Source organism: Pedobacter sp. B4419 (assembly GCF_059693725.1).
Genome location: NZ_JCASSL010000001.1, coordinates 1090545 through 1116600, shown reverse-complemented (window position 1 = coordinate 1116600; position 26056 = coordinate 1090545). Strand labels below are relative to the sequence as shown.

General features: G+C 41.6%; 23 protein-coding genes. 11 read left to right on the top strand and 12 right to left on the bottom strand.

Annotated elements, in window-relative coordinates; genetic code table 11:
• The first annotated feature begins 3 nt into the window (after nucleotides 1–3).
• Together AC570H_RS04530 and AC570H_RS04525 are read left to right on the top strand one after the other, a co-directional pair.
• Nucleotides 4–1914, top strand: coding sequence for a peptide MFS transporter (locus AC570H_RS04530; protein WP_497352152.1), 1911 nt, complete (start codon nucleotides 4–6; stop codon nucleotides 1912–1914).
• A gap of 104 nt (nucleotides 1915–2018) precedes the next feature.
• Nucleotides 2019–2768 (top strand): polyprenol monophosphomannose synthase, encoded by a 750-nt coding sequence (locus AC570H_RS04525; RefSeq protein WP_497352150.1) that lies wholly within the window; start codon nucleotides 2019–2021, stop codon nucleotides 2766–2768.
• A gap of 52 nt (nucleotides 2769–2820) precedes the next feature.
• Here AC570H_RS04525 and AC570H_RS04520 read toward each other — a convergent pair whose 3' ends face one another.
• From AC570H_RS04520 to proS, 5 genes are all read right to left on the bottom strand, one after another.
• Nucleotides 2821–3330 carry a YdeI/OmpD-associated family protein gene (locus AC570H_RS04520; RefSeq protein WP_497352148.1) on the bottom strand — a complete coding sequence of 170 codons (510 nt, stop codon included), beginning with the start codon at nucleotides 3328–3330 and terminating at the stop codon, nucleotides 2821–2823.
• 268 nt (nucleotides 3331–3598) lie between these two features.
• Nucleotides 3599–4453 (bottom strand): TIGR02757 family protein, encoded by an 855-nt coding sequence (locus tag AC570H_RS04515; RefSeq protein WP_497352146.1) that lies wholly within the window; start codon nucleotides 4451–4453, stop codon nucleotides 3599–3601.
• A gap of 3 nt (nucleotides 4454–4456) precedes the next feature.
• Nucleotides 4457–5596: a cystathionine gamma-synthase gene (locus AC570H_RS04510; protein ID WP_497352144.1), complete on the bottom strand. Its 1140-nt coding sequence runs from the start codon at nucleotides 5594–5596 to the stop codon at nucleotides 4457–4459.
• 59 nt (nucleotides 5597–5655) lie between these two features.
• Nucleotides 5656–6348 (bottom strand): hypothetical protein, encoded by a 693-nt coding sequence (locus AC570H_RS04505; protein ID WP_497352142.1) that lies wholly within the window; start codon nucleotides 6346–6348, stop codon nucleotides 5656–5658.
• Nucleotides 6349–6419: 71 nt separating this feature from the next.
• Nucleotides 6420–7892 carry a proline--tRNA ligase gene (gene proS, locus AC570H_RS04500; RefSeq protein WP_497352140.1) on the bottom strand — a complete coding sequence of 491 codons (1473 nt, stop codon included), beginning with the start codon at nucleotides 7890–7892 and terminating at the stop codon, nucleotides 6420–6422.
• A 105-nt stretch (nucleotides 7893–7997) separates the two neighbouring features.
• On the opposite strand from proS, the gene AC570H_RS04495 reads away from it, so the two are divergent.
• Nucleotides 7998–8936: a hypothetical protein gene (locus AC570H_RS04495; RefSeq protein ID WP_497352138.1), complete on the top strand. Its 939-nt coding sequence runs from the start codon at nucleotides 7998–8000 to the stop codon at nucleotides 8934–8936.
• 28 nt (nucleotides 8937–8964) lie between these two features.
• Entirely contained in the window at nucleotides 8965–10485 is a 1521-nt protein-coding gene (locus AC570H_RS04490; protein WP_497352136.1) for an OmpP1/FadL family transporter, read from the top strand.
• Between the two features lie 78 nt (nucleotides 10486–10563).
• Here AC570H_RS04490 and AC570H_RS04485 read toward each other — a convergent pair whose 3' ends face one another.
• Together AC570H_RS04485 and AC570H_RS04480 are read right to left on the bottom strand one after the other, a co-directional pair.
• The gene (locus tag AC570H_RS04485) at nucleotides 10564–12399 is read right to left on the bottom strand and encodes a UbiD family decarboxylase (RefSeq protein ID WP_497352134.1); all 1836 of its coding nucleotides are present in this window, start codon (nucleotides 12397–12399) and stop codon (nucleotides 10564–10566) included.
• A gap of 193 nt (nucleotides 12400–12592) precedes the next feature.
• Nucleotides 12593–13072 (bottom strand): Dps family protein, encoded by a 480-nt coding sequence (locus AC570H_RS04480; protein ID WP_497352132.1) that lies wholly within the window; start codon nucleotides 13070–13072, stop codon nucleotides 12593–12595.
• A 174-nt stretch (nucleotides 13073–13246) separates the two neighbouring features.
• On the opposite strand from AC570H_RS04480, the gene AC570H_RS04475 reads away from it, so the two are divergent.
• Nucleotides 13247–14593, top strand: coding sequence for a LysM peptidoglycan-binding domain-containing protein (locus tag AC570H_RS04475; RefSeq protein ID WP_497352130.1), 1347 nt, complete (start codon nucleotides 13247–13249; stop codon nucleotides 14591–14593).
• Nucleotides 14583–15218, top strand: coding sequence for a uridine kinase family protein (locus AC570H_RS04470; protein WP_497352128.1), 636 nt, complete (start codon nucleotides 14583–14585; stop codon nucleotides 15216–15218). Before AC570H_RS04475 ends, AC570H_RS04470 begins: the two co-directional genes overlap by 11 nt.
• A 130-nt stretch (nucleotides 15219–15348) precedes the next feature.
• Here the strand turns inward: AC570H_RS04470 and AC570H_RS04465 are convergent, their stop codons facing one another.
• The 5 genes from AC570H_RS04465 to AC570H_RS04445 form a co-directional block, all read right to left on the bottom strand.
• Nucleotides 15349–16008, bottom strand: coding sequence for a 3-oxoacid CoA-transferase subunit B (locus tag AC570H_RS04465; RefSeq protein WP_497352126.1), 660 nt, complete (start codon nucleotides 16006–16008; stop codon nucleotides 15349–15351).
• 96 nt (nucleotides 16009–16104) lie between these two features.
• A complete protein-coding gene (locus tag AC570H_RS04460) occupies nucleotides 16105–16806 on the bottom strand; it encodes a CoA transferase subunit A (protein WP_497352124.1) in 702 nt (233 codons plus the stop codon).
• A 296-nt stretch (nucleotides 16807–17102) separates the two neighbouring features.
• Nucleotides 17103–18188 carry a PQQ-dependent sugar dehydrogenase gene (locus AC570H_RS04455; RefSeq protein WP_497352122.1) on the bottom strand — a complete coding sequence of 362 codons (1086 nt, stop codon included), beginning with the start codon at nucleotides 18186–18188 and terminating at the stop codon, nucleotides 17103–17105.
• A gap of 42 nt (nucleotides 18189–18230) precedes the next feature.
• Nucleotides 18231–20600, bottom strand: coding sequence for an endonuclease MutS2 (locus AC570H_RS04450; RefSeq protein ID WP_497352120.1), 2370 nt, complete (start codon nucleotides 20598–20600; stop codon nucleotides 18231–18233).
• Nucleotides 20584–21108, bottom strand: a complete 525-nt coding sequence (locus AC570H_RS04445) for a DUF4296 domain-containing protein (RefSeq protein WP_497352118.1) — start codon at nucleotides 21106–21108, stop codon at nucleotides 20584–20586. Before AC570H_RS04445 ends, AC570H_RS04450 begins: the two co-directional genes overlap by 17 nt.
• Nucleotides 21109–21180: 72 nt before the next feature.
• Between AC570H_RS04445 and AC570H_RS04440 the strand changes: the two genes are divergently transcribed.
• The 5 genes from AC570H_RS04440 (at nucleotide 21181) to AC570H_RS04420 (ending at nucleotide 25783) form a co-directional block, all read left to right on the top strand.
• Nucleotides 21181–21870, top strand: a complete 690-nt coding sequence (locus AC570H_RS04440; protein ID WP_497352116.1) for a YggS family pyridoxal phosphate-dependent enzyme — start codon at nucleotides 21181–21183, stop codon at nucleotides 21868–21870.
• A 93-nt stretch (nucleotides 21871–21963) separates the two neighbouring features.
• Entirely contained in the window at nucleotides 21964–22431 is a 468-nt protein-coding gene (locus tag AC570H_RS04435) for a GNAT family N-acetyltransferase (protein WP_497352114.1), read from the top strand.
• Between the two features lie 4 nt (nucleotides 22432–22435).
• On the top strand, nucleotides 22436–23248 hold the full coding sequence (locus AC570H_RS04430; protein WP_497352112.1) for a DUF3298 and DUF4163 domain-containing protein: 813 nt from the start codon (nucleotides 22436–22438) through the stop codon (nucleotides 23246–23248).
• Nucleotides 23248–24516 (top strand): aspartate kinase, encoded by a 1269-nt coding sequence (locus AC570H_RS04425; RefSeq protein ID WP_497352110.1) that lies wholly within the window; start codon nucleotides 23248–23250, stop codon nucleotides 24514–24516. Before AC570H_RS04430 ends, AC570H_RS04425 begins: the two co-directional genes overlap by 1 nt.
• 88 nt (nucleotides 24517–24604) lie before the next feature.
• Complete coding sequence (locus AC570H_RS04420; RefSeq protein ID WP_497352108.1) at nucleotides 24605–25783, top strand: THUMP-like domain-containing protein; 1179 nt, start codon at nucleotides 24605–24607, stop codon at nucleotides 25781–25783.
• The last annotated feature ends 273 nt before the right edge of the window (nucleotides 25784–26056 follow it).

The following is a 26056-nucleotide window of genomic DNA, read 5'->3' as shown; positions in this document are numbered from 1 at the left end:
ATCATGAATTCAGAAGAAATTCAAGCTCCGGCCACCAAGGGGCATCCAAAGGGCCTTTATGTATTGTTCGCCACCGAAATGTGGGAACGTTTCAACTATTACGGTATGCGGGCCATACTCGTTTTGTTTATGACCAAGGCCTTATTGTTTGATAAAGCATTTGCCTCTAACCTTTACGGGAGCTATACAGGTCTGGTTTATTTAACGCCGCTTATCGGTGGCTTTATTGCCGACAAATACTGGGGCAACAGACGAAGTATCATTACTGGTGGTTTACTGATGGCGCTTGGAGAGTTGCTGCTCTTTGGCTGTGGCTCTTTATACAGCAGTTCGCCAGATGCCTCTACCTTTCTGTTCTTCTCTGGTTTAGGTTTTATGATCGCAGGAAATGGCTTTTTCAAACCGAATATTTCTTCGATGGTGGGCCAACTCTACCCGGCAAAAGACCGCAGAATAGATGCAGCCTATACCATATTCTACATGGGAATTAACGTTGGTGGTGCTTTAGGGCCATTTTTCTGTGGCTTATTTGGGGATACCGGCAATCCGGCCGATTTCAAATGGGCTTTCCTTTGCGGAGCAGTAGCAATGGTTCTTGGGGTAATTGTTTTTTCTATCTACAAAGACAAATATGTACGCGATCCTCAAGGCAACCCGCTTGGATTGGAACCTGTAACAGAATCAGCAAAAAAAACGCCTCCATTCTTGGTTTATTTAGGTTTATTGCTCTTTGCAGCCGTTTGTATCGGATTGCTTTATATCGAGGCTCAAGTATTTAGCTACCTCAGTTACCTACTGCTCCTAGCGCTCGTTGGTATTGCTTTAATGATATTTTTAGATCCAAAGCTGACCAAGGTCGAAAAGAAAAAAGTAGCGGTTATCTTCATCGTATCCTTCTTTGTGGTCTTTTTCTGGAGTGCTTTTGAACAAGCTGGTGCTTCATTAACTTTCTTTGCCGAAGAACAGACCCAACGCGACTTGGGCTTTTTCACTTTTCCGGCCAGCTGGTTCCAATCGCTTAACTCTCTTTTTGTAGTGGTATTTGCGCCTGTATTCGCCTGGTTGTGGATCAAATTAGGCAAAAAAGAACCTTCTGCCCCAACTAAAATGGCCTTGGGTCTATTGTTATTGGCTATTGGCTATTTTTGGATTGCTACTGGTGTAAAAGATGTAGGTGCAGGCATTAAAGTAAGTATGATCTGGTTGATTGGCATGTATGCCTTACATACCTGGGGCGAGCTTTGTCTTTCGCCTATTGGCCTATCGTTGGTAAACAAATTAGCGCCACTTAAATTTGCTTCTTTATTGATGGCGGTTTGGTTTTTGGCCAATGCAGGTGCGAATGTTTTGGCTGGAAAATTAAGTTCGAAATATCCTGAAGAAGAAAGCAAAACCAATGAATTAGCTGCAGGACAGCTTGACTATTATAAAGCTATCAATTGGGATACCGTAAGCAACAAAAGAACAAATATTGCTTATTTGGATATCAAAACCGACAAGAAAAGCAAAGTATCTAGCAAGGCAGATACGCTGTTGTCAGTTGTAGCTGCTACAGTTGCCACTCCGATTAAACTAGACAGCAATAAAGTGAAAAGGGTAATTCCTAAAGCGCCTGATGCCAAAGAACTCAAAAAACTACAAGCTGCAGGAGAAAAGCCTTCTAAGTATTTATTGGGGATCAATGAAAAACAAAATGAACTTTATATCGCGAAAAACAATGGTAAAAGTACAGTTCTTGAGATCTACAATCTTTACCCGGAAAAACCAACTTTTGTGGGCTATAAAATCAATAACCTCTACGATTTCTTTATGATTTTTGTGGTGATGGCTGGTATTGCCTCTGGAATTTTGTTCCTGCTCACCAAGTGGCTGCAGCGGATGATGAACACTGAAGAGAAAACTCCTCAATTTTAACATCATTTAACCAAAAGCCCGCAAAGAAATTTCGGGCTTTTGGTTTTTAATACCTAATTTTGCCAACAATCTAAAATCATCAATCCGAAATCTCCAATCCAAAAGTGTCTGATAGCTTAGTCATTATTCCTACTTATAACGAGAAAGAAAACATTGAGAAAATTATTCGCAAGGTATTTTCGCTCAACCATCCTTTCGAAATCCTGATTATTGACGACGGCTCTCCCGACGGTACTGCTGGCATTGTAAAGCACCTGCAACAGGATTTTCCGGGCCAATTGCATATCGAAGAACGCAAGGGCAAATTAGGCTTAGGTACAGCTTACATCCACGGTTTTAAATGGGCTTTAAATCACAAATACGAGTATATTTTTGAAATGGATGCCGATTTTTCACACAATCCTGATGACCTGGTAAGGTTAAGGGCTGCCTGCTTGCCGGTTTCGGAATTCGTAAATGGCGGTGCCGATGTAGCTATAGGCTCGAGGTATGTAAAAGGAGTTAACGTAGTAAACTGGCCAATGGGCAGGGTATTGATGTCGTATTTTGCCTCGATGTACGTACGCTTCATTACCCGCATCAGCATTCAGGATGCTACCGCAGGTTTTAAATGCTACCGCAGGGAAGTATTGGAAACCATTCCGATGAACAAGATTAAGTTTGTGGGTTATGCTTTTCAGATCGAAATGAAATTTACCGCCATCAAGTATGGCTTTAAGGTGGTAGAAGTTCCGATCATCTTTACCGACAGAACAGAAGGCACTTCAAAAATGAGTACTCGAATATTTAGGGAGGCGTTTTTAGGAGTGCTCCAAATGAAAATCAATAGCTGGTTCCGTAAGTACAGTCGTTAGTCTTTAGTCGTAAGTCCTGAGTCGATTTATTCCAGATTAAAAGGCTACAGACTTAAGATTGAGCTCTAGAATTTCGAATCATCTGCCCGTAATCATATTTCTTGGCCATGGCATCAACAATCATGATGATCCTTTTGGTACGCGTAGCTTCTGTTTTGGCCGAATTTAGCCAATTGATAAAGTAGTTTTGGTGAGATTTGGGCATCGACAAAAACTGTTGTATCAGCTGTTCTTCGTCAGCCAGGCAGATTTCGAGGTCATCAGGCATTTCAATCTTAAAATCGGCATCAAATACCAGGCTCAGTTCTACTGTAGCTCCCTCCTCTTTTTTCAATGCCTTACGCAATTCGTTTTTTAATGGAATGATAAAATCACCTTCGCCCATAGGCAGTAGCGCGACACCACCAACTTCTACCTGATCTATCTTACCTTTTACCCTAAAGCTTTTCTTTTCGCCTGGCTTAAGCTGATGCGCAATGGCTTGAGGAATAAAAACATAGCTCCAGCCTGTTTTTTCGCCCATGGCATCGAATTTTTCTATTTCGGCTTTGTGGTTGATCATGGCTTAAAGATAAAAGAACGAGGATAAAAGAACAAGGATTTAAGAAGATGGAAGAGGTAAAATGGAAGATGGAATTTAACAGCAAAGGGTGCGGAGTTTTCGCAGGGAAGCGAAGTTAAAAGTTTAGGGTCAGAAGTATCCGTCATTGCGAGGAACGAAGCAATCTGATTCGGTAAATCCTCAATAATTCGTCACCCTGAGCCCCTTTAAGGATCTCATCCCGAGTTAGACATCGGATCAAGTCCGGGATGACGAGTTAATTAATGAACTAAAACTGCTCCTCTATCCCCAAGCCAAATAAGGCAAAATCGTATTTTACGGGATCTTTAGGATCTAATTCCTTTAGTTTTGAGGTGAGTTCTATGGCAGTGAGCCAATCGGTTTGTTTGCGTTCAATCATACCCAGCTTTCTGGCCACACGGTCAACATGCACGTCGCAGGGGCATACCAACTCACTTGCAGGAATGGTGTTCCATATGCCAAAATCTACACCACAATCGTCCTTGCGTACCATCCACCTTAAAAACATGTTGAGGCGTTTACAGGTAGATTTTTGCAAAGGCGATGAAATATGCTTGATGGTCCTTCTTGGGAAATCCGGTAGGCTAAAAAAGTATGATCTAAAATGATTCAGCGCCAATTCTGCCGTGAACTTAAGCGGTTCTATCTCATTGAGCAAGCAAGCCGAAGAAGCCAATTCTACCTCGCTCCTTTCTAAGGCTGGCAAATAGTCAGCATTGATGATATTACGGGGCAAAAAAGCGGTTTCTAAACTATCCGACTGCTCATAATGTTGCTTAAAAAAGGCCACAAAATACAGCAGATCGGTATCGTTAAAGGTACGATGTTTAAAACCCAGCAGGCCTTTCAGGTCTTCGTCGCCATGATGGCGCATAAAATCGTAGGGCGCATTATCCATCCGCTCAAAAAGCTCCTTGCACTTGTTGATGATGGTTTTACGCTGGCCCCAAGCTAAAATTGCCGCAAAGAATGCGGCAATTTCTATGTCTTGCTTCTTTTGGTATTGATGTGGAATACAGATCGGATCGTTGGTAATGAAATTGGGGCGGTTATACTGCGCCACTTTCACATCTAAAAAATCCTTCAGTTCTAAAAATTCCATCTATTAAGCCAGCGCTTGTTCCAAATCGGCTAACAAATCGTCTATATCCTCAACCCCAACGCTCAAGCGTAACAAGTTTTCGGTTACACCAACTTTTTCGCGCTCTGCTTTCGGAATTGAGCCATGGGTCATGGTAGTTGGATGGTTCACCAAAGATTCCACTCCACCCAAGGACTCAGCCAAAGAAAACACTTTAAAACGTGAGGCGATCCTGAAAGTTTCTTGCAAATCGGCATCTTTTAAAGTAATGGAAACCATTCCGCCAAAACCACGCATTTGCTTTTTAGCTATTTCATGATTAGGATGGTCTTCAAATCCCGGCCAGTAAATCTTATCGATTTTTGGATGATTTTTAAGGTAACGAGCTACTTTCTCGCCGTTTTCGCAATGCGCCTTCATGCGCAGGTGCAAGGTTTTGATCCCTCTTAACACCAAAAACGAATCTTGCGGACCTGGTGTTGCACCACAGGCATTGTACACAAAGAACAAATCTTTATACAATTGCTCATTATTGGTTAGCAATGCACCCATTACTACGTCTGAGTGGCCGCCAATGTATTTGGTTACCGAATGCATCACGATGTCAGCTCCCAGATCGGCAGGGTTTTGCAGATATGGAGAAGCAAAAGTATTGTCAACCGTCAACAGCACATCGTGCTTTTTGGTAATTTTAGCAACACCTTCAATATCAATAATCCGCATGGTAGGATTGGTTGGAGTTTCTATCCAAACCAATTTGGTGCGTTCGTTGATGTAGGGCACAATATTTTCTGGACTCGACAAGTCTAGAAAATGGAATTTGATTCCGTATTTTTCGTATACCTTGGTAAAGATGCGATAGGAACCACCGTACAAATCATCGCCAGTAATCACCTCATCACCAGGCTTCAGCAATCTTAAAACAGCATCAGTTGCACCCATACCGCTGCTAAAAGCCAATCCGAACTTACAATTCTCTAAAGCGGCCAAACAATCTTCCAAAGCTTTGCGCGTAGGGTTTGTTCCCCTAGAATACTCATAGCCTTTGTGCTCTCCTGGCGATTTTTGCCAATAGGTAGAGGTTTGATAAATTGGGGTCATTACCGCTCCAGTTGTTGGATCTGGCTCTTGACCTGCATGGATAGCTTTTGTTGCAAATTTCATCTTGATATTAATATTGACATGAAGATAAGAATGTGGTTAATTAACTTAACGCCAAACTCTTATCCGTTATTCTGCTGTATTTCTGAACTAAATAAATAACCCAGGCGCTTGCCAGTTGGATAACCGCTGCCAGCCACCATGGTTTGTTTCTGATGAAGCGTTACATCTTTGATCTGTGCAAAAGGAGGCAGTACCAAATCAGTATTCAAACACAAGAGAATTGATCTCTCTAAAATATCTGTCAACTTTTCTTCGGTAACGGTATTGGCCTCGAAATCTTCGTACAAAAACCCAAGTGCGCCCTCGCCTTCAACCATAAAGTGTTTTTCTTTGTTGATCAAAATGCGGGCAATTAAAGAACCTTCATCAGCCAGGCGATTGTATTTAATCGAATCAGCTAAAAAATTGTGTACATAAATCACGCCACAATAGCTGAGGCTTTTATCGGTTTTTACGTAACTGGTCTGGAAGATGGAATGTGCTTCGTCAAAATTAAAAACATTACTATGCATTGACAACATCAGCATATCTCCCGAAAACTTGAGTTGCGCCTCAAACTGATTGTTCTCTTTATAGTTCACCTCAACAGAGGGATCTACCGCTGTATAATCAGTATGCAGCCTAGCTGCTATTTTAGAAAGAATGCTCTTGGTGAGTCCAAATACTTCTGCCGTACTGCGATAAATGGCCTGTTTTAATGAGGCTTTGCTCTCTAAATTTCCTAATATTTCTTTATAGTTTTCTTCGCTCATGCTTTGTGTCTAGCGTTAAGTGTAGGGCGTTTGGCGTTTTACATTTCACCTCTCAGATCTAAAATCTAAAACTAGTACGCCCTTGCAAACAATACCCTTTGGCTTGATGGCTTGCCGGTCAAAATACAAACGCCTTCTTCCTGCTTGTTATCCAAAGGGATACACCTGATGGTTGCCTTGGTTTCTTCTTTGATTTGTTTTTCTGTTTCTGCGGTACCATCCCAATGGGCTGATAGGAAACCGCCCTTAGTATCCAATAAAGCCTTGAATTCTTCGTACGAATTAACTTCTGTAATATGCTCAGCCCTAAATTGTGAAGCTTTGTTATAAATATTTTGTTGTATCTCTTCTAAAAGCTGTGCAATGTAGATGTCCAATCCATCTTGAGGAACCGTAAATTTAGCTTTGGTGTCTCTTCTCGCTACTTCCACAGTGCCATTTTCCATGTCTCTGGCGCCAATGGCCAAACGTACAGGAACACCTTTCAATTCATATTCTGCAAACTTAAAACCTGGTCTTTGGCTATCTCTGTCATCGTATTTCACCGAGATGCCTAATCCTTTTAGTTTTGGAAGCAATTCATCTACAAAAGTTGAAATTTTAGCCAGTTCTTCATCACCTTTATGGATTGGAACGATCACCACTTGGATAGGTGCCAATTTTGGAGGCAATACCAATCCAGAATCATCGCTATGCGCCATGATCAAGGCTCCAATTAAACGGGTTGATACCCCCCATGAAGTTGCCCACACATGATCAAGCTTGCCTTCTTTGTTGGTAAATTTCACATCGAATGCCTTGGCAAAGTTTTGGCCTAAAAAGTGCGAAGTACCAGCCTGCAAAGCTTTTCCATCTTGCATCAATGCTTCAATGCAATACGTATCTAAAGCGCCTGCAAAACGTTCTGTTGGTGTTTTTCTGCCTTTTACTACCGGAACTGCCATCCAGTTTTCTGCAAAATCGGCATATACATCCAGCATTTTTTCTGTTTCTGCAATCGCTTCTTCCGAAGTGGCATGCGCGGTATGACCTTCTTGCCACAAAAACTCTGTAGTACGTAAGAACAGGCGTGTTCTCATTTCCCAACGCACCACGTTTGCCCATTGGTTAATCAACAAAGGCAGATCGCGGTAAGACTGGATCCATCCCCTGTAGGTATTCCAAATAATGGTTTCTGAGGTTGGACGAACAATTAATTCCTCTTCTAATTTGGCATCTTCATCAACAATAATGTTACCGTTTCCGTCGTTTTTTAAACGATAGTGGGTAACCACAGCACACTCGGTAGCAAAGCCTTCCACGTGCGCAGCTTCTTTAGAAAAATATGATTTTGGGATGAACAAGGGGAAATAAGCATTGCTGTGACCTGTTTCTTTGAATTTGTGATCTAAAACCGCCTGCATTTTCTCCCATAAAGAGTAACCATATGGCTTAATTACCATACAGCCTTTTACCGAAGAATGTTCTGCCAAATCGGCTTTTATAACAATATCGTTATACCACTGCGAATAATCGTCATTTTTGCTTGTAATGCCTTTGCTCATAACTGTTTGGAACGTTTTTTGTGTTAAATTTCTTGTAAAGTTGTTTACAAAGCTATAAATTTATAGCTACAATTTAATTGAGCACACAAACAAAACACACATATCATGAAACCTAACCATTTATTCACCAGTTTGCTCGGAGTAACTGCACTGCTAGTTGCTTCCTGCTCAACTCCGAAATTGGCACAAAACGCTGCCATTGACGATGATGTGTATGGTACCACTGCCCAAGCTAAAGAATACAAGCAGGCGGCTCCGGTTCAACCTACACAGCAAACGGACAACTCGGACAATTCTACTTACACCAACAGTGACCCCTATTATGACATGGACTATGCTTCGCGTATAGACAGGTTCTATTATGGCAGTCCTTACAGAAATTACTATGATCCGTATTACAATTATTATGGATACAATTCTTGGTATGGATACGGATATGGCCTAGGTTTAGGTGGCTATTTTAATGCCTATTACAATTGGTACAGTCCTTATTCGTATTACGGCTGGGGAAATCCATACTATGGTGGCTGGTGGGGTCCTTACTCTTACTACGGCGGCTATTATGGTGGCGGTTACTGGGGCGGTGGCTATTATGGAGGCGGAGGTTATTATGCCGGCAGAAACAGCTACAACCCTAATTACGGCGCAAGGCCATCAAGAGGAAGCGAAAACGGCGTAGGCCGTCCGAATAGAGGAAGCTACTATGGTGGCGGTACGTCTGGTGTTCCATCAAGAGGCAATGCCAATCCTAACGGTACACCAGTAACCAGAAGCAGAGCGGAGATGTATAATCCAGCAACCAATGGTTCTCGTCCAGGTGGCGCTACCAGCTATGATGGTGGCAGACCAAGCAGAGGCGGTTCAACAACTGATGCAAGACCAACAAGAAGCGAAGCTCCACCAAGGGCTCAGCCTACTTATAATCCTCCTCCACAACAAAGTGCACCTCCTCCATCAAGTGGCGGCGGTAGTCGTGGTGGTTCAAGTGGAAGTTCTGGCGGCGGCGGAGGTGGCGGCGGCAGACCAACCAGAGGTGGCAGGTAATATCGATCTAAATTAGCTTTAAACACAAATGAAAAAAATTCTAACTCTGTTAGTAGTAGCTATAGTAGCTACTACCAGCAATACTTACGCGCAATATGCTAGCGATGCGCTTCGCTTCTCTCAAACAAATTACGGCAGCACCGCACGCTTTAAAGCCATGGGAAATGCACAAATTGCCAACGGTGGCGATTTGAGTTCTCTTGGTGGCAACCCTGCCGGTTTGGGTCTTTTTACCAAATCTGAATTTGGGTTTACGCCAGAATTTAACCAAAGTGGCATGAATGCAAATTTCTTGGGACAAAACACCAATACCAATAAAAGTCAGTTAAATATTAACCAGATTGGCGCCGTATTTTTTGCGCCTACTTATAAGCAAAAAGGCGAAAACACTTCAAAAGGCTTGATTAGCGGTGTTTTTGGTATCGGTTACAACAGAACCAACGATTATGGCTCAGAAGTAAATTATTCTGGCGTAAACGGTAGCACTTCAATTACCGATTATTTTGCCGAATTGGGAGGTTCTACCACCCCAAATAACTTGGAAGTGGGAAGTTTGCAAAGAATGGCCTACGACAATTACTTGATCAGTTTTGACCCTGCCGCTGGCAATTATTTTTCTGAGACTTATGTAGACAGAACCCAAAATCAATTCAACAACCAACGCAAAAATGAAGTGCGTTCAGGTTCGGTGTCTGAATTTAATTTTTCTGCAGCGGCCAATATCTCTAACCAGTTTTATATTGGTGCAAGCATTGGCTTGATTGATTTAAAATACAATAGCGATGCACAATTTGAAGAAAGCGGCAGTGCCAGGGAATTGACCACAGCAGGCGTCCCAACTGGCAATAACATCAACTACAAATTGTTATTCAATCAAAGCCAGGTAACCAAAGGTTCTGGTGTGAATGGCCGTTTAGGTGTAATTTTTAAACCTGTAGATGGTTTACGCCTAGGTGCCACCATCCAAACTCCTACTTGGTTTGCAATTGACGACAGCTATACAGAAGGCTTGGACAACAGGGGTACAATTAAAGGCACTACCGACAAACAGACCTATGATTTCAGTTACAACTTGCGTACACCATTAAAAGGTTCATTTGGTGCAAGCTATGTAATTGCTGGCCAAGCTTTAATTTCTGCCGATGTTGATTACGTAGACTACTCTAGCATTAGGTTTTCTACCAATAACGACGGCAGCTATGGCGACAACGATATCATGATCGACAACAACGCCGAAGTAAGGAACAATTATAAAGGTGCGGTTAACTATAGAATTGGCGGCGAGTATAAGCTTGACAACTTGAGTTTAAGAGCAGGTTATGGTGTAAATGGCAGTCCTTATAAAAATAAAGACCTTGATTTTGACACCAAAATGTACAGTGGTGGTTTAGGTTATCGCGTGAACAACTACTATGTCGACTTAACTTATCAAAGAGTAGAAACCAACAGCGAATTCAGCCCATATAATTTAAGCAATGGAAAAGAACCTATTGCTGAGATTAAAGATACCAAAAACAATGTTTTCTTGACTTTAGGTTTAAGATTCTAAGTAGCATACTGTTTAAATAAAAAATCCCGGTTGCCAGTTCGCAATCGGGATTTTTTTATGCTTATCCGAGTTTGCACACTAAATTATGCCATAAAGCGAAGCGCCCTTCTCTCCCAGCCTATTCACTCTTTGCTCAACCTCAGGATCTTTAATCAGTTCGGGTGCATGGTGAGGCTTTTTACGTGCATCAATAATCAATGATCCGGCGCAACCCCAATGCTTATGCTGTATAAAATCATCAACCCCATCTATATCTGCTGCCGGATTGCTTCTCGTAAAAGTTACCCAAACCAAATTATTTATGTTTTCGGCCGTAAATTGGGCATCATCGCAAATTACGATCAATGGCAGGCCTTGCAAATCTTTTGATTTTAAGCTTTCTTTTAGCGCATTGATCTCTTGTTTAGCATGTTGAGTATCCGTGTAAGGCTTAGCTTCAACAACCAAAACTCCTGGCATAGCCATTTGAGCTGCATTAAATGGCATTGGCAAATTCAAATCGGCAGGTACTATCTTGGAAAGCTCTCTTTTTTTGGCACCAGCAACAGCAAATACCACTTTTGAGCCTGCATTAAGGCCATCGCCTGAATAATCGAGCGTATCAATTGTGGTATTGGTATAGAAGTGTAAATCCCGAGTAAGATCTATTCGCTCTAGAACATGTTGCAAAAAGCCGGAAATATCATTGGTGCTCAGGTTTTCATCATCTTCTCTGGCCGTTATCAATAGGTATTTGGCTAAGCTCAGTTGATTTTTCCCTAGAATATGGTTAGCAATAGTTAAAATTTCCTGAGGTTTGCGTTCGTTAAGGTACGGCGTATAGCGTTCGCTTCCAATGGCAAACAATAAGGGGTGCACGCCGGCTGCATCAACTGCATTTACCTCTTTTAAACCATGGATTTCCTGAGGAATGGCCGAACCTGTAATTTCGTGTATCAATGCACCAAAACTGGTATCTTCTTGAGGCGGTCTGCCCACTACCGTAAACGACCAAACTGCATCTTTTTTATGGTACACATTGTGTACCTTCATTAAAGGAAAGGTATGTGTAAGGCTGTAATAACCCAAATGATCGCCAAATGGACCTTCAGGCTTGTTTTCATGGGGATAAACCGTTCCAGTAATTACAAAATCAGCATCAGCCGAAATACAAAAACCCTCTTCATCATAAAAGTACCTAAAGCGCCTATTGCCTAAAGCACCGGCAAAAGTGAGTTCAGAAAGTCCTTCAGGCAAGGGCATTACTGCGGCAAGTGGATGTGATGGCGGACCACCAACAAAAATACTCACCTTTAAAGGCTGTCCTTTGGCATTGGCCTTGGTCTGGTGCACGCCAATTCCCCTGTGAATTTGATAATGCAAGCCGATTTCTTTGTCTTGTACGTAATCATTGCCCGCCAGTTGGATACGGTACATGCCTACATTGGCATTCATCACGCCAGGCTTGTCAATATCTTCGGTAAAAACCTGTGGCATGGTTACAAACGGACCACCATCCATAGGCCAGTTTACAATTTGAGGCAAATTGCTGATGCTCGTTTTCTGAAATGTATTTTTAAAAAGCGACTGTTTCAAAGGCAAAGCCGATAGGGCAGCTAAGCCCGAACCTGCATATTTAAATGGATTTTTAAGGGCTTTAATAGGATCCGAACGCAGAGCGACTAATTGCTCTACCTTAGGCAGGCTATCGCGAAACATAAACTTAGATCGCTCTAAAGTACCAAACAGATTAGAAACGGCTTTAAATGGGCTTCCCTTTACCTTTTCGAATAGCAAAGCCGGCCCTTGTTTTTCGTAAACCCTTAAATGGATAGCCGCCATCTCCAAATACGGATCAACTTCTTCCTTTATTCTTACCAGATGGCCATGTTTCTCCAGATCGGCTATGCATTCGGCTAAATTTCGATATCCCATTGGTACAAAAGTAAGAAATAGAGTCCATAGTCGATAGTTAATAGTCTGCAGTCTAATTTAACACCTCATTCCAGACTTGATTTAAGATCTGTCTCGAGTGAGATACCGGATCGGTGTCCGGCATAACGTTTCTCTAGGTAAACAAAAAATCCCCGCTCTTTTGAAACGGGGATTTTTTATGAAACGGAATATTTTATTTCTTGCCGGCGAATGAACGCAGCATCCAAGTATTTTTTTCCTTAAACTGCATAAAGCGGTTCACCATATCATTAGAGCCATCATCTCCAGCTTTATCTGTCGCCTCTAACAAATCTCTTTCTAATTCAATCAGTTTGGCCATATCGTCCAATACTGCCTCAACCATGTCCATGTCCTTCATGCCAATGGTGTCGATTTCCTTAATTTGTGATTCTTTGATGTAATCGGCAAAACGGCTGTGTGGCGGTTTACCTAGGGTCAATACACGTTCTGCAATTTCATCGATCGTTAACTGTGCATTGGTATATAATTCTTCAAACTTAATATGCAAGGTAAAGAAGTTCTGTCCTTTGATGTTCCAATGACAACCTCTTAATTTTTGATAGTGGATATGGTAGTTGGCCAAGTAATCATTCAGCATATCAACTACAGGTTTTACTTGTTTTTCGTTTAGGCTTATTTCTTTTGCATCCATGGTATTTTCTATTTTTGAAGGTTAATTTTTGTACCCTTAAAACAAAGCATTGTTGAAATGGTTTTCAAAAATACTTTTTAGAGGCAATAGAAATGTCATCGTACCGTTTTTATAACATTCATTCACCTATGAGCTATTATTCGTATAATTGTGTTTCAAATTTGCTAAGACTTAATGTATAAAATATATAAATTATTCATCGCTGCTCTTCTACTTCACGTCTCTGTTGCCCATGCCAATACTGCTGTTGATTCTATCGGTGTGGAGAATTACAAAGGAAAAAAACTGATCCTGCATAAAGTAGAACCTAAAGAAACCTACTATTCTATTGCCAAACATTATAACGTTAACTATAAGGACGTTATGACTTTTAACGACAGCAAGCTTTTGCAGATTGGCGTCGTTTTAAAAGTACCTACCGAAACTCCTTTTGCGGCAGTTGCTGCATCCGCCTCTGCGAACACTGGCGAGGCCAACTTAATTACCTACACGATTAAGGCCAAAGACAACCTAAACATGCTGGCGGAGAAATACGGCACTACCGTAAACGAAATCAAAAGGATAAACAACTTAAATTCCATCAACCTGCAAATTGGTCAGCAACTGAAAATACCGACCAATGGCAATACAGCTGCAGAAGAAACTCCAGCAGCTGTAACTCCTCCTGCAAAAACGCCAACCAATACTGCAAATACGGATAATACAGCCAGTATCTCGCATACCATTAAGGCCAAAGAAAACCTTAACCTGCTGGCCGAAAAATACGGGACAACGGTTGATGAAATCAAACGCCTAAACGGATTGAGTTCCAACAACCTTCAAATTGGACAGGTTCTCAAAATTCCTTCGGCAAATAGCACCGTTACTCCAGTCGAACCCCCTGTAGAATCGCCAAAAGTGGTTGAAGCGCCTCCTGTAAAAAGCAAAACGAAAAAAGTGGAGGAAGCAGTTGTTCCACCAAGCAATACCGCTAATGTTGAAGGTGGTTTTGAGCATACCGTCATTGCCGGAGAAACCATTTATACCATCGCCAAAAAATACAACTTAACTACTTACCAGCTTAAAACCTGGAATAACTTGACCTCAAATGATTTGGCTACAGGGCAAAAGATCATCATTAGGGGTGCTAAACCTGTTACAGCAACTGCCGCCGATGAAGAACAAGGTACCGAAGCCAATCCAAATACCATCAAAGATCCTGCTTTTAAAGGTTCGCCAAGTAAATTTGGCATTACCCAATTTGAAGAAAAAGGTACGGCACTTTGGATAACCGATACCGACTTAGATCCTAGCAAAATGTTAGTTTTGCACCGTACCGCACCTGTGGGCACCATTATTAAAGTGACAAACCCTATGAGCAACCGTTCGGCCTTTGCAAAGGTTGTTGGTAAATTTACAGAGAATGAATCCACAAAAGATGTTATTATTGTAATGACAAAAGCAGTAGCAGATGCTGTTGGTGCTTTGGATAAAAGATTTTTTTGTAATATAAACTACGGCGCTCAAGAGAATGAACAATAAAAGCCCTTTAATTATCGGCATTGCGGGAGGAAGCGGCTCCGGCAAAACATTTTTCCTTAACAGTTTCCTTCATCATTTTAAAAACGATGAGGTAACGCTCCTATCTCAAGATGATTACTATATTCCTGCCGGCGAAATGACGCAGGAAGAAAACAAACTTTATAATTTCGACCTTCCTTCTACCATTGACGATGAACAGTTTCTGATCGATATCAAAAAGTTGATCAAAGGCGATGTGGTTTATAAAAAAGAATACAATTTTAACAATCCATTAGCAGTAGTTAAAATCCTGGAAATTAATCCAGCTCCTATCATTATTGTCGAAGGACTTTTCATTTTGCATTTTAAGGCCATTGCCGATTTGCTTAACCTACGGATTTTTATCGAAGCTGATGAAAAAGTGGCCTTAAAACGCCGCATCAAGCGCGATGGCATGGAAAGAGGCTATCCTGAAGATGACGTGCTCTACAAATGGAACAACCACGTAATGCCTGCCTACAAGGAGTTTTTGTTGCCCTACAGGGAAACCTGCAACAAGATCGTATCAAACAACCTCGATACTCCTGAGGATATCATTAGAATTACCGAAGAAATTTCTGAAGAGCTGAAAGCGAAGTTTTGCTAGTAAGATTTATAATTAGTTGATTGTCATTCAGAGCGAAGCGAAGAGTCTAGGATAGATTTTCCTATCGTTCGTAATAGCAAAGAAAGATTGCTCCGTCTCTGCGTTCTTCGCAATGACGAGCAATCATGAACTAGTCTATCACCATTTCTGGCACATCATCACTGGCGAATAATTTACCAGCAGTAGCATTTTTAATAAAATCAATACTTACGCCAGGTGCACGTTCTAGCAACTTAAATCCGCCTTCTGGCAGTACATCTAAAACAGCCAGCTCCGTTACTATCTTTTTGATACATTTTACGCCAGTTAAAGGCAAGGTGCACGAAGGCAATAGCTTGCTTTCTCCAGCCTTATTTACATGTTGCATGGCTACAATAATATTCTTTGCCGAAGCCACCAAATCCATCGCGCCGCCCATTCCCTTCACCATTTTGCCTGGGATTTTCCAATTGGCGATATCGCCATTCTCCGAAACTTCCATTGCGCCTAAAATCGTTAGGTCTATTTTTTGTGCCCTGATCATTCCAAAACTCATGGCCGAATCAAAAATCGATGATCCTGGCAAAGTGGTAATCGTTTGCTTTCCCGCATTGATCAAATCTGGATCTTCTTCCCCTTCAAAAGGAAATGGACCCATGCCCAGCAAGCCATTTTCAGATTGCAGTACTACGTTAATGCCTTTCGGTATATAATTGGCCACCAAGGTTGGAATACCAATGCCCAGGTTTACGTAATAGCCATCTTTTATTTCTTTAGCGATTCTTTTCGCTATTCCGTTTTTATCTAACATTTTTTATTCATCAATTAAGATTGCTTCGTTCCTCGCAATGACGTATGTTGTTGATTGAATTATCGCTTATTTTACTGCCGACTTAGGACTACCGACTTAGGACTTATTTCTCACTGTTAACTGCTCAATTCTCTTTTCATAAGCTTTGCCCTGAAAAATACGGTGCACATATACACCAGGGGTATGGATGTGATCAGGATCGAGTGTACCTACTTCTACCAGTTCCTCCACCTCGGCAATGGTTACTTTGCCAGCCATGGCCATTACGGGGTTAAAATTTCTGCTGGTCGAACGGAAAATCAAGTTGCCCGCAGTATCGCCTTTCCAAGCTTTTACCAAAGCAAAATCAGCATCAAATGCATATTCCATCAGGTAATCTTTGCCGTTAAAGTTTCGTGTTTCCTTGCCTTCGGCTACCTCTGTACCCACACCGGCAGGCGTAAAAATTGCAGGCATGCCATAACCAGCAGCCATGCAGCGTGTAGCCAAGGTTCCTTGCGGAATCAGTTCTACTTCTAATTCGCCACTGAGCAACTGTCTTTCAAACTCGGCGTTTTCCCCAACATAAGAAGATATCATTTTTTTTACCTGTCTGGTTTGCAACATCAGGCCAATGCCGAAATCGTCGACACCTGCATTGTTAGAAATACAGGTCAGGTTCTTTACTCCTTTCTTAACCAGTGCAGCAATGCAGTTTTCTGGAATTCCACAGAGGCCAAAACCGCCTAACATGAGGGTCTGTCCGTCGTTAATATCTCTGATCGCTTCATCCGGTCCGGATACAACTTTATTAATCATATATCGTGTGTTTTGGGCTAAATTAGCAAGATATTGGCCTTCATCCAAATCATTTAAACGATTACAAGTATGTAAGTTTTACACTAAGTATGGCTATAAAAATGCATCAAAAAGCAGATGAAGGCAGTTTTAAATAGTTTTACCCGGCTAGGAATTAATTTTTCTCTTGAAAACTGATAACTGCCAACTGAAAATTCAAAGAGATTGCTTCGTCGCTTCTCTCCTCGCAATGAAGAATTTTGTCATTGACTATTAACTATGAGCCATAAGCTATGAACCAGCGACTAATCTCAAGGTTATTTGTAGATTTCAATAATCTTATCGTTGCCGCCATTGCTGGTGCAGATGTAGATCTTTCCATCAGGTGCCGGACAAACTGCCCTTAACCTGCCAAATTCATTGATGTAGAAGCTCTTTGTGCCCACAATCTTGGTCTGAGCCTCGTCAAGCTTTAGCTGCATCAATTTGGAATCTTTAAGCAAGGCCAACAACAGCGAGTTTTTAAACTGCGGAATATAGTCGTTATTGTAAAAAGACAAACCGCTTGGCGCAATGGTAGGCGTCCAATTGATGAGCGGTTCTACCACATTATTCTGCGTACAAAATGCTTTTTCTCCAGTTCCATCGCACATGCCTTCTACAGTAGGCCAGCCATAGTTTCGGCCCTTTTCGATAATATTGATTTCGTCATCAGTTGTATTGCCATGCTCGGAAGAAAATAATTTGTTCCCAACTAAAACCAGCCCTTGTGGATTGCGGTGTCCCAACGACCAAACCGGATTATTTGGATAGGGATTATCAGCCGGAATTGATCCATCTAAATTGATGCGCAATACTTTTCCAGAAAGCGAATTTACATTTTGTGGCATCGAAGTATTGGAAGCATCACCCGCGGTAATGAAAAGCTTTCCGCCAGTTATGAGCAAACGAGAACCATTGTGTATCGAAGCTGCCGGAATTTGATCTAACAACACCAGTGGACTGCTTAATGTACCATTTCCGTAAGTGTAGCGTACTACTTTGCCTTTGTAGGTGGTACCATAATCGTACACCACATATACATAAGGATTAGCTGTAAAATCGGGATGCAAAACCATGCCTAACAAGCCACCCTCGCCGTTTACCCGAACATCTGGAATGGTAAAAACTGGCGTAACCTGTCCGTTTTGCGGATTTAACTTGCTGATTTTTCCAGACTTCTCAGTAAACCAGATCAAATTATCAGGTCCATAAACGAGCTCCCATGGAAGCGTTAATCCAGATACTACTACCCTTGTTTTCAAATCAACATCAGGTAAATTTCCAGTATCATCAACATTAGATTTCTTTTTGCAACTGCCCAACAGCAGCAAAAATACTAAGCTGTATAAAATTGGTTTCATGGCCGTAACTTTTTAGAAATAACAACGTTACGGACTTTTGGTTTAACTTAAATACACATAGGTAATCCCATCTCCACCTCTATCGGCATGCTCATCTTCCAATCGGGTTACTTCGGTATATTTTTTCAGGTAGTCGCGAATGAGTTTTCTTAAGATGCCATCGCCTTTGCCATGGATCAATTTAATAGATGGAAAACCCAGCATTATTGCCTTGTCGAGGTAATTTTCTACTTCCTGCAAAGCGTTTTCGCCGCGCATCCCTCTCAAATCGAGCTCCGGTTTAAAATTGGTGATGGCTTCGCTCATCCGTCCTGCATAAGAATTACTCTGTACAGCCTTTTTGGCCTGGCGGTTGCTGATTTTTTGCACTTTGTTCCTTTTGACCACCGAACGCAGATCGCCCAATGCCAAAACCAGGTTATCACGATTGATTTCCAATACCTGTCCGTTGGTTTCAGTATTGATCAATTGCACCCAATCGCCTACTTCGATAGCAGAATCGTCAAAGCTTACCACCGGTTTACGTTCTTCCTTCACCTCGTTTTTGGCCAAGTTCTTTTTAAGGTTCTGTCTCAATTCTTGGGTTACTACCTTATCGGCTTTTTTCTCCTTGATTTCGGCAATGGTATTTTCTACCAGTTTATTGGCTTCGCGAATAATATTTTGGGCTTCGAGCTTGGCTTCTTTAATGAGTACCTTTTTGTTCTCTTCTAAAAACTGTTTCAGTTTCTCGTTTTCGGCCACCAGATTCTTGGCTTTATTTTGCTGATTGGCCAATGCAATCTTGGCCTCGTGCACTTGGCGCTTTTCTTTTTCGAGGTTTACCAACAAACTATCAATGCTATTTTGGCTAGCTCCTGTTTTTTCTTTCGCCAACTGTAGCACTTCTTGTTGCAGGCCTATGTTTTGGGCAATTTCGAAGGCATAAGAACTGCCAGGTTTACCAATATCAAGCACATAAAGCGGTTTCATTTTGCTATTGTCGAACAGCATAGATGCATTTTCCAAGCCTTCGGTATCACCTGCAAAAAGCTTAAGGTTAGAATAGTGGGTGGTAATTACGCCTCTCACCTTCTTTTTATTGAGCACTTCTAAAACCGCCTCGGCCATTGGTCCGCCAAACTGCGGATCTGTTCCTGTTCCAAACTCATCAATCAGCACTAAGGTTTTTGGCGAAGCATGGGCCACGAAATAACGCATCTTGGTTAAGTGGGCGCTGTAGGTACTCAAATCCGATTCGATAGACTGGTCATCGCCGATATCGGCAAAAACCTGATCAAAAATTCCCATTTCGCTGCCTTCATCAACCGGCACCAATAAACCTGTTTGCAACATCAGCTGCAAAAGACCTACTGTTTTCATGCACACCGACTTGCCACCGGCATTTGGTCCAGAAACCAATACAATCCTCAAATTCTCATTAATATGGATATTGAGGGGCACAACCGTTTTCTTTTCTGCTGCAAAAGACAGCAAAAGCAAGGGATGACGTGCATTGACCAACTTTGTTTTGGGCTCCTTTAACAAAATCGGCATCGTGGCCTGTATATCAATAGCAAACAAGGCTTTGGCGCGTACAAAATCAAGCTTGGTTAAAAAGCCATGGTACGACAATAATAAAGGCGTATAAGGCCTTAATTCAGTAGTTAGCGCGATAAGGATCCTAATGATCTCGCGGCGCTTGTCGAATTCGAGGTCACGCAACTTGTTATTGAGCGTAAAAACCTCTTCGGGTTCTAAATAAACCGTTTGTCCGCTGGCCGACTCGTCATGGATAAAGCCTTTAAGTTTTCGCTTGTTTTCGGCTAATACTGGAATACACATCCTGCCATCGCGCACGGTCAGGCTGCCATCGGCTACCCAATTATGGGCAATGGCATTTTTATAGATGGCATCCATCTTTTTGCGCACTTCCTGTTCGCCTTTAGCAATGGCCGAAGTAATATCTTGCAAGGCTGGCGAAGCATTTGGCTTCATTTTGCCTTTGGCATCTAAAACGGTTTCTATTTTTTTGAGGATGTTCTTTTCAATAGGCAGATGCTCAAAAAGCGCTTCCAGGTTTGGATAAACCCCAACGCGTTCTTCAAAAAACCGCAAAACAGAAAATACGGTCTGCAGGGAAGCATAAACCTGAAAAAGCTCTTCCTCTACTAAATAAGTTCCTTCTACTTTTATTTTATCGGCCAGTACCTTAATGTCAAAAAAAGTACTGATCTGTAAGGGTTCCTGGTTTTCTAAGATGCTCTTAAATTCGTGTGTTTGGCGCAAGAACCTGTTAATTTGGTCATGCTTGGTCATTACCTGCATCTTGTTCACCAAAGCCTGGCCCATGGTACTCAAGCAGTGCTGGTGCACCATTTGCCTCACTTCATTAAAACCTAACCTCTCTTGGCAATTATCTGGATATAGCATTTTCTTTTTTCGGTATTGGTGCATTTGAAGGCGTTGGTACCGGCACTTTGGCTGGCTTTCGCTTTTTGAAGAGTCCAACGGAATCTTTAGCTGGCCCTACAGAATCCTTTTTAGGTTTCAGTTCAAGTTTTGCCGGTTTTGTCGGCTTTACAGTATCGGGCACCTTTTGCAAGGCCTTCATTTGCTTCTCTTTTGTTTTGTTAAGTTGCGTGGTAACGTTTTCGTATATCTTTTTGAGGATGTCTGCATGCTGATAGTAATAGTTCAAGCTCCTGTTATAAACTACAGAATCGATCTGAAATTTCTTATAAACACCTCTGTAATACGCAGAAGCTATCTTTTTGGTACTATCTGCTGTTGTAGACATGGTGCTGATGTAGCCATCTACCACATGGATGTCGAACAGCACCTTCTCCATTTTATCAGGCTGGATAATATCTTTGGGGATACCTGGCTTGCAGGCATATAGCCCCAAGCAGGCCAATAAAACGGCAATAAATCTTTTCATTATTAATAAAACCTTTCTAATTTCTTAGCCAAATTGCGCTAAGGTTGTTAATTTTACCAAAAATACTGATAAATGAGCATTGCTGATAAAATATTAAAATATAAAAGTGAGATAGAAAGCGACGGGGTGAAGCTGGTGGCTGTTTCTAAAAACCACCCTGCCGAAGCGGTACAAGAAGCCTACGCTGCCGGACAACGCGTTTTCGGCGAAAATCTGGTGCAGGAGATGGTTGATAAACAGACACAATTGCCACAGGATATCGAGTGGCATTTGATTGGCCATCTGCAAAGCAACAAGGTAAAATATATTGCTCCTTTTGTAAAGCTCATCGAATCGGTTGATAGTTTGAAATTGCTCAAGGAAATAGATAAACAGGCCGCCAAAAACGAGCGCGTAATCGATTGCCTTTTACAGATTTACATTGCAGATGAAGAAACCAAGTTTGGCTTACAGTTTGACGAAGCGATCGAACTGTTGCGTTCTGATGAATTTGCCGAACTCAAACATGTAAGGATTGTGGGCTTAATGGGCATTGCCACCAACAACGCTTCAGAAAAGCAGACCCAATTTGAGTTTAACGAATTGAAAGTCTTTTTTGATGGCATCAAATTGAGCTATTTTAGAAAAGACGATTATTTTAAGGAAATTTCGATGGGCATGTCGGCCGATTACAAACTAGCCATTGAAGAAGGAAGTACCATGGTGAGGATTGGAAGCAATATATTTGGCAAAAGAATCATCAAGCACTGGAAAGCTGAATAATTAAGTTATCATTCAGAGCGTAGCGAAAAATCTGCTTTTGCTAAAAGTAGTTTTTCCTTGCAAGGATAACAAACATCACCAAAACACAAAACAATGAATATCAATATTAGAACTGCCGTAAAAGAAGACTGTCCACGTTTGCTCGAACTGATCAATGAATTGGCGGTTTATGAAAAAGCGCCCGAAGAAGTAACTGTTACACTTGCCGAATTTATTGATGCAGGTTTCGGCCAGCAGCCCGTTTGGAAAGCTTTTGTAGCCGAAGACGATGGAACAACAATCGGCTTTGCCTTATTTTATACCAGATACTCAACTTGGAAAGGCTGTCGTTTATACTTGGAAGATTTTATTGTAACCGAGAATTATAGAGGCAAGGGTGTTGGCAAGATTTTGTTCGAAAAAGTAATAGAAGAAGCCAAAAACAACAATTATAACGGCATGACCTGGCAGGTTTTAGATTGGAACGAGCCAGCCATTAAGTTTTACAATAAATATGAGGCCCGTTTGGAAGACGAATGGCTTAATGCTTCATTTTCTAAAGAACAAATACATCAATTATAAACAGATGAAGAAACTAGGATTATTACTCATTGCCACATTGGCCATCGCTTCATGCCAAAACAAACAGCAAAAAACCGAGGAAAAAGTAACTGCTACTCCGGTAGATACTTTAACCTATGCTTATGATTCGGTAAAAGTGCTGAGCAAAAACATTGTGAAGTCGCCTGAAAACGGACAGGTCGACACAGCAAAAGCAGTGATCAAATATCCTGTTTTTAAAAAAGACAGCTTGAATAACTATATCAAAAGACAGGTATTCGATTACATTGCAAAAGAAGAAAAGGCAAGCTCCTATCAAGACATGGCCTCAAGTTTTGTGAGAGGCTACGACGAATCCTATAAAAAAGATCCTAAAATGCTTGGCTGGTGGACTTTATTGATCGACATTAAGGTGTTGCGCCAAACTGCCGATTACATCGCACTGGAACATATACATTATGACTATTCAGGCGGCGCCCATGGCAATACCATGGTTTCGTACATCAACTACAACCCGAAAACAAATTTGCCGATTACGCTGGATATGCTGATCGAGCCTCAAAAAAAGGCCGAACTGCTTAAAGTAGCCGAAGCCATTTTCAGAAAAGACAAAAAACTAACGGCAACTGAAACACTTGAAGGTAAATTCTACTTCGAAAAAGGCATCTTTAACTTGCCAGAAAATTTCTATGTAAGCGATAAAGGACTGGTATTTTTGTACAATGCCTACGAAATTGATGCCTATGCGGCCGGAAGAACGACACTAACCATTCCCTTTGCCGAGCTACAGGCTATTGCCAAACCAAATTCGCTTCTAACATCTACTCCAACTCATTAATGCAGGTATTCAAATTCGGTGGCGCTTCTGTTAAAGATGCAGCAGGCGTTAAAAATCTAGCCCACATTGTTCAAAATCATGCCAATGGCAATCATTTGCTGATCGTGATTTCGGCTATGGGCAAAATAACCAACAAATTAGAAGAGCTCACTTGGGCTTTTGTCAAAGGTGATGAAAATACGCATCAGCTTTTCGAAGACATCAAAACCTTCCACTTCAACATCATCGATGAGTTATTTGAAGACCATAAAAATCCAATTTACAACGACGTAGCAAATACTTTTGTAGAGATTGAATGGCTTTTGGAAGAAGAGGCAAGCGATTCGCCCGATTATTTATATGATCAGATTGTTTCGATCGGTGAATTGGTATCGACTAAAATTGTAGCGGCCTACCTTAACCAAATCGGTTGTTTTAGTATCTGGACTGACGCCCGTGGCTACATCAAAACAGATAACACCTATCGCGAGGCCAATGTATTGTGGGACAAAACCGAACAGGAAATCCAAAAACACCTGCCCAGCTTTTTAGCCCAGGGCATTGTGGTTACGCAAGGTTTCATTGGCGGGACCAGCGAGAACTTTACCAGCACTTTGGGCAGAGAGGGTTCTGATTATTCGGCCGCCATTTTCTGTGCCTGTTTAAACGCCGAATCGATGACCATTTGGAAAGATGTACCCGGTGTATTGAATGCCGATCCAAAATGGTTCGACGAAACGGAAAAAATAGCCCAGCTTTCTTATCACGATGCCATCGAGCTTACCTATTACGGAGCAACGGTGATCCATCCAAAAACGATAAAACCTATTCAAAACAAAGGCATTCCGCTTTATGTACGGTCTTTTATCCAACCAGAAGCCGAGGGGACTGCCATTACCACTACACAAACACCTTTACCCATTCCTTCTTTTATCTTTAAGGTAAACCAAGTGCTGATTTCGATTTTCCCGAAAGACTTTTCTTTCATTATCGAAGAAAACCTCAGCCATATTTTTGATGTACTGCATCGAAACAGGGTAAAAGTGAATACCATGCTCAACTCGGCCATCAGTTTTTCGGTAAGCGTTGACAATGATGAACAAAAAATCAAACAGCTCATTGCCGATTTGTCAGAGAGTTTTAAAGTAAAATACAACAGCGGTTTAGAATTGGTGACCATCCGTTACTATAACCAACAGACCATTGACAGGGTTACGGTTAATAAAGATGTACTGCTAGAAGTAAAGAGCCGCCATACTTGCCAAATGGTGATGAAGGATAAGGCTTAGAGTCCGAAAGTCGGGAGATAGAAGTCGGAAAGTTAAACACAAATCGCAATACGCAATACGCTATATTCAAGACGCAATACGCAATAAGATGAACGAACAGCTATTGAATAACGAGGTTCAGGATTACATCAACCAAAACTTGCATGCAGATGCGGGCAAAGTGGCGTTACTGAAATCTCCTTTTAATGGAATTAGTTCGGCAGAGCTGGCGGGACAAATTGCAGCAAAGAAAAAAGCCACGCATAAACTGCCTACTTGGTTTGCGCAGACGGGCATCTATTATCCGCCGTTGCTGTCAATTGAGCAATGTTCTTCTGAAAACACGGCAAAATATAAGGCAAACTTGGCAAAAGGCAATATCTTGCTAGACCTTACTGCAGGTTTTGGAGTAGACAGTTTCTATTTTGCAAAGCAGATGGCCAAGGTTTACAGTTGCGAAATCAACCCAGAACTCTCTGCTATCACCGCGCATAATGCGCAAGCCTTAGGCATAAACAATATTGAATTTCTAGCTGTTGATGGAATTGAATTCCTTAAAAACACAGCGCAACAATTTGATACCATATACCTAGATCCGGCTAGGCGCAGCCAAAGCAATAAGGTATTCAGGTTAAAGGATTGCACGCCAGATGTAACCGAACATCTTGATTTATTGTTGTCAAAGGCCAATCGTGTTGTCATAAAAACGGCTCCCCTGCTCGATATCAGTGCAGGACTTTCTGAATTGAAAAATGTAAGCGAAATCCATATCGTAAGCGTAAAAAACGAGTGCAAGGAACTGCTTTGGGTGATAGACAAAGACTTTGATGGCGAGCCCCAGGTGATTTGCAGCACCTTGAACGATGAGCAAAAAACCTTTTCTTTTCAATTAGGGGAAATCAATAACCCAGTAGCAATTGCCAGCCGTAGACCACCAGTTTATTTATATGAGCCTGATGTAGCTTTGCTTAAAAGTGGCGCCTTTAACTTAATTGGCGCTCGATTTGGCTTGCATAAACTGCATCAACATAGCCAGTTGTACAGTAACGATTTGTTTCTGTCAGAATTCCCTGGTAGAATATTTAAGATCGAAACTTGGCTCACTTTAAACGAGCTTAAAAAAGAAAAAAGCCTAACAGGGAATGTCATCGTAAGAAATTTCCCAGAAAAGGCCGAAAACCTGGTCAAAAAATACAAAATCAAACCTAGCCACGACGATTTTATCATTTTTACGCAGAACGGTGATGGGAATTGGGCCATTCAGGCGAAGATTTTGCAACATTACTAAAGTTCATTTGTTCATTAGCCCATTAATCATTCGTTCGTTGGCGCAATTTGTCATTCCGAGGCTACGAGGAATCTAACTCGATGCATATCCTTAGTTCGTTCTGGATAACAATTTTTTGGATGACGTGTAGGTAGACGCATCCTCCCTATTCCATCTCACCTATTCCATCTTCCATCTAACCTCTTCCATCCTACCCTCCACCTTATTTTAACACTTTTTAACATTCCTTTAACAAGCTGGCTCTTATTGATAGGGTATTTTTGATTAAACCTT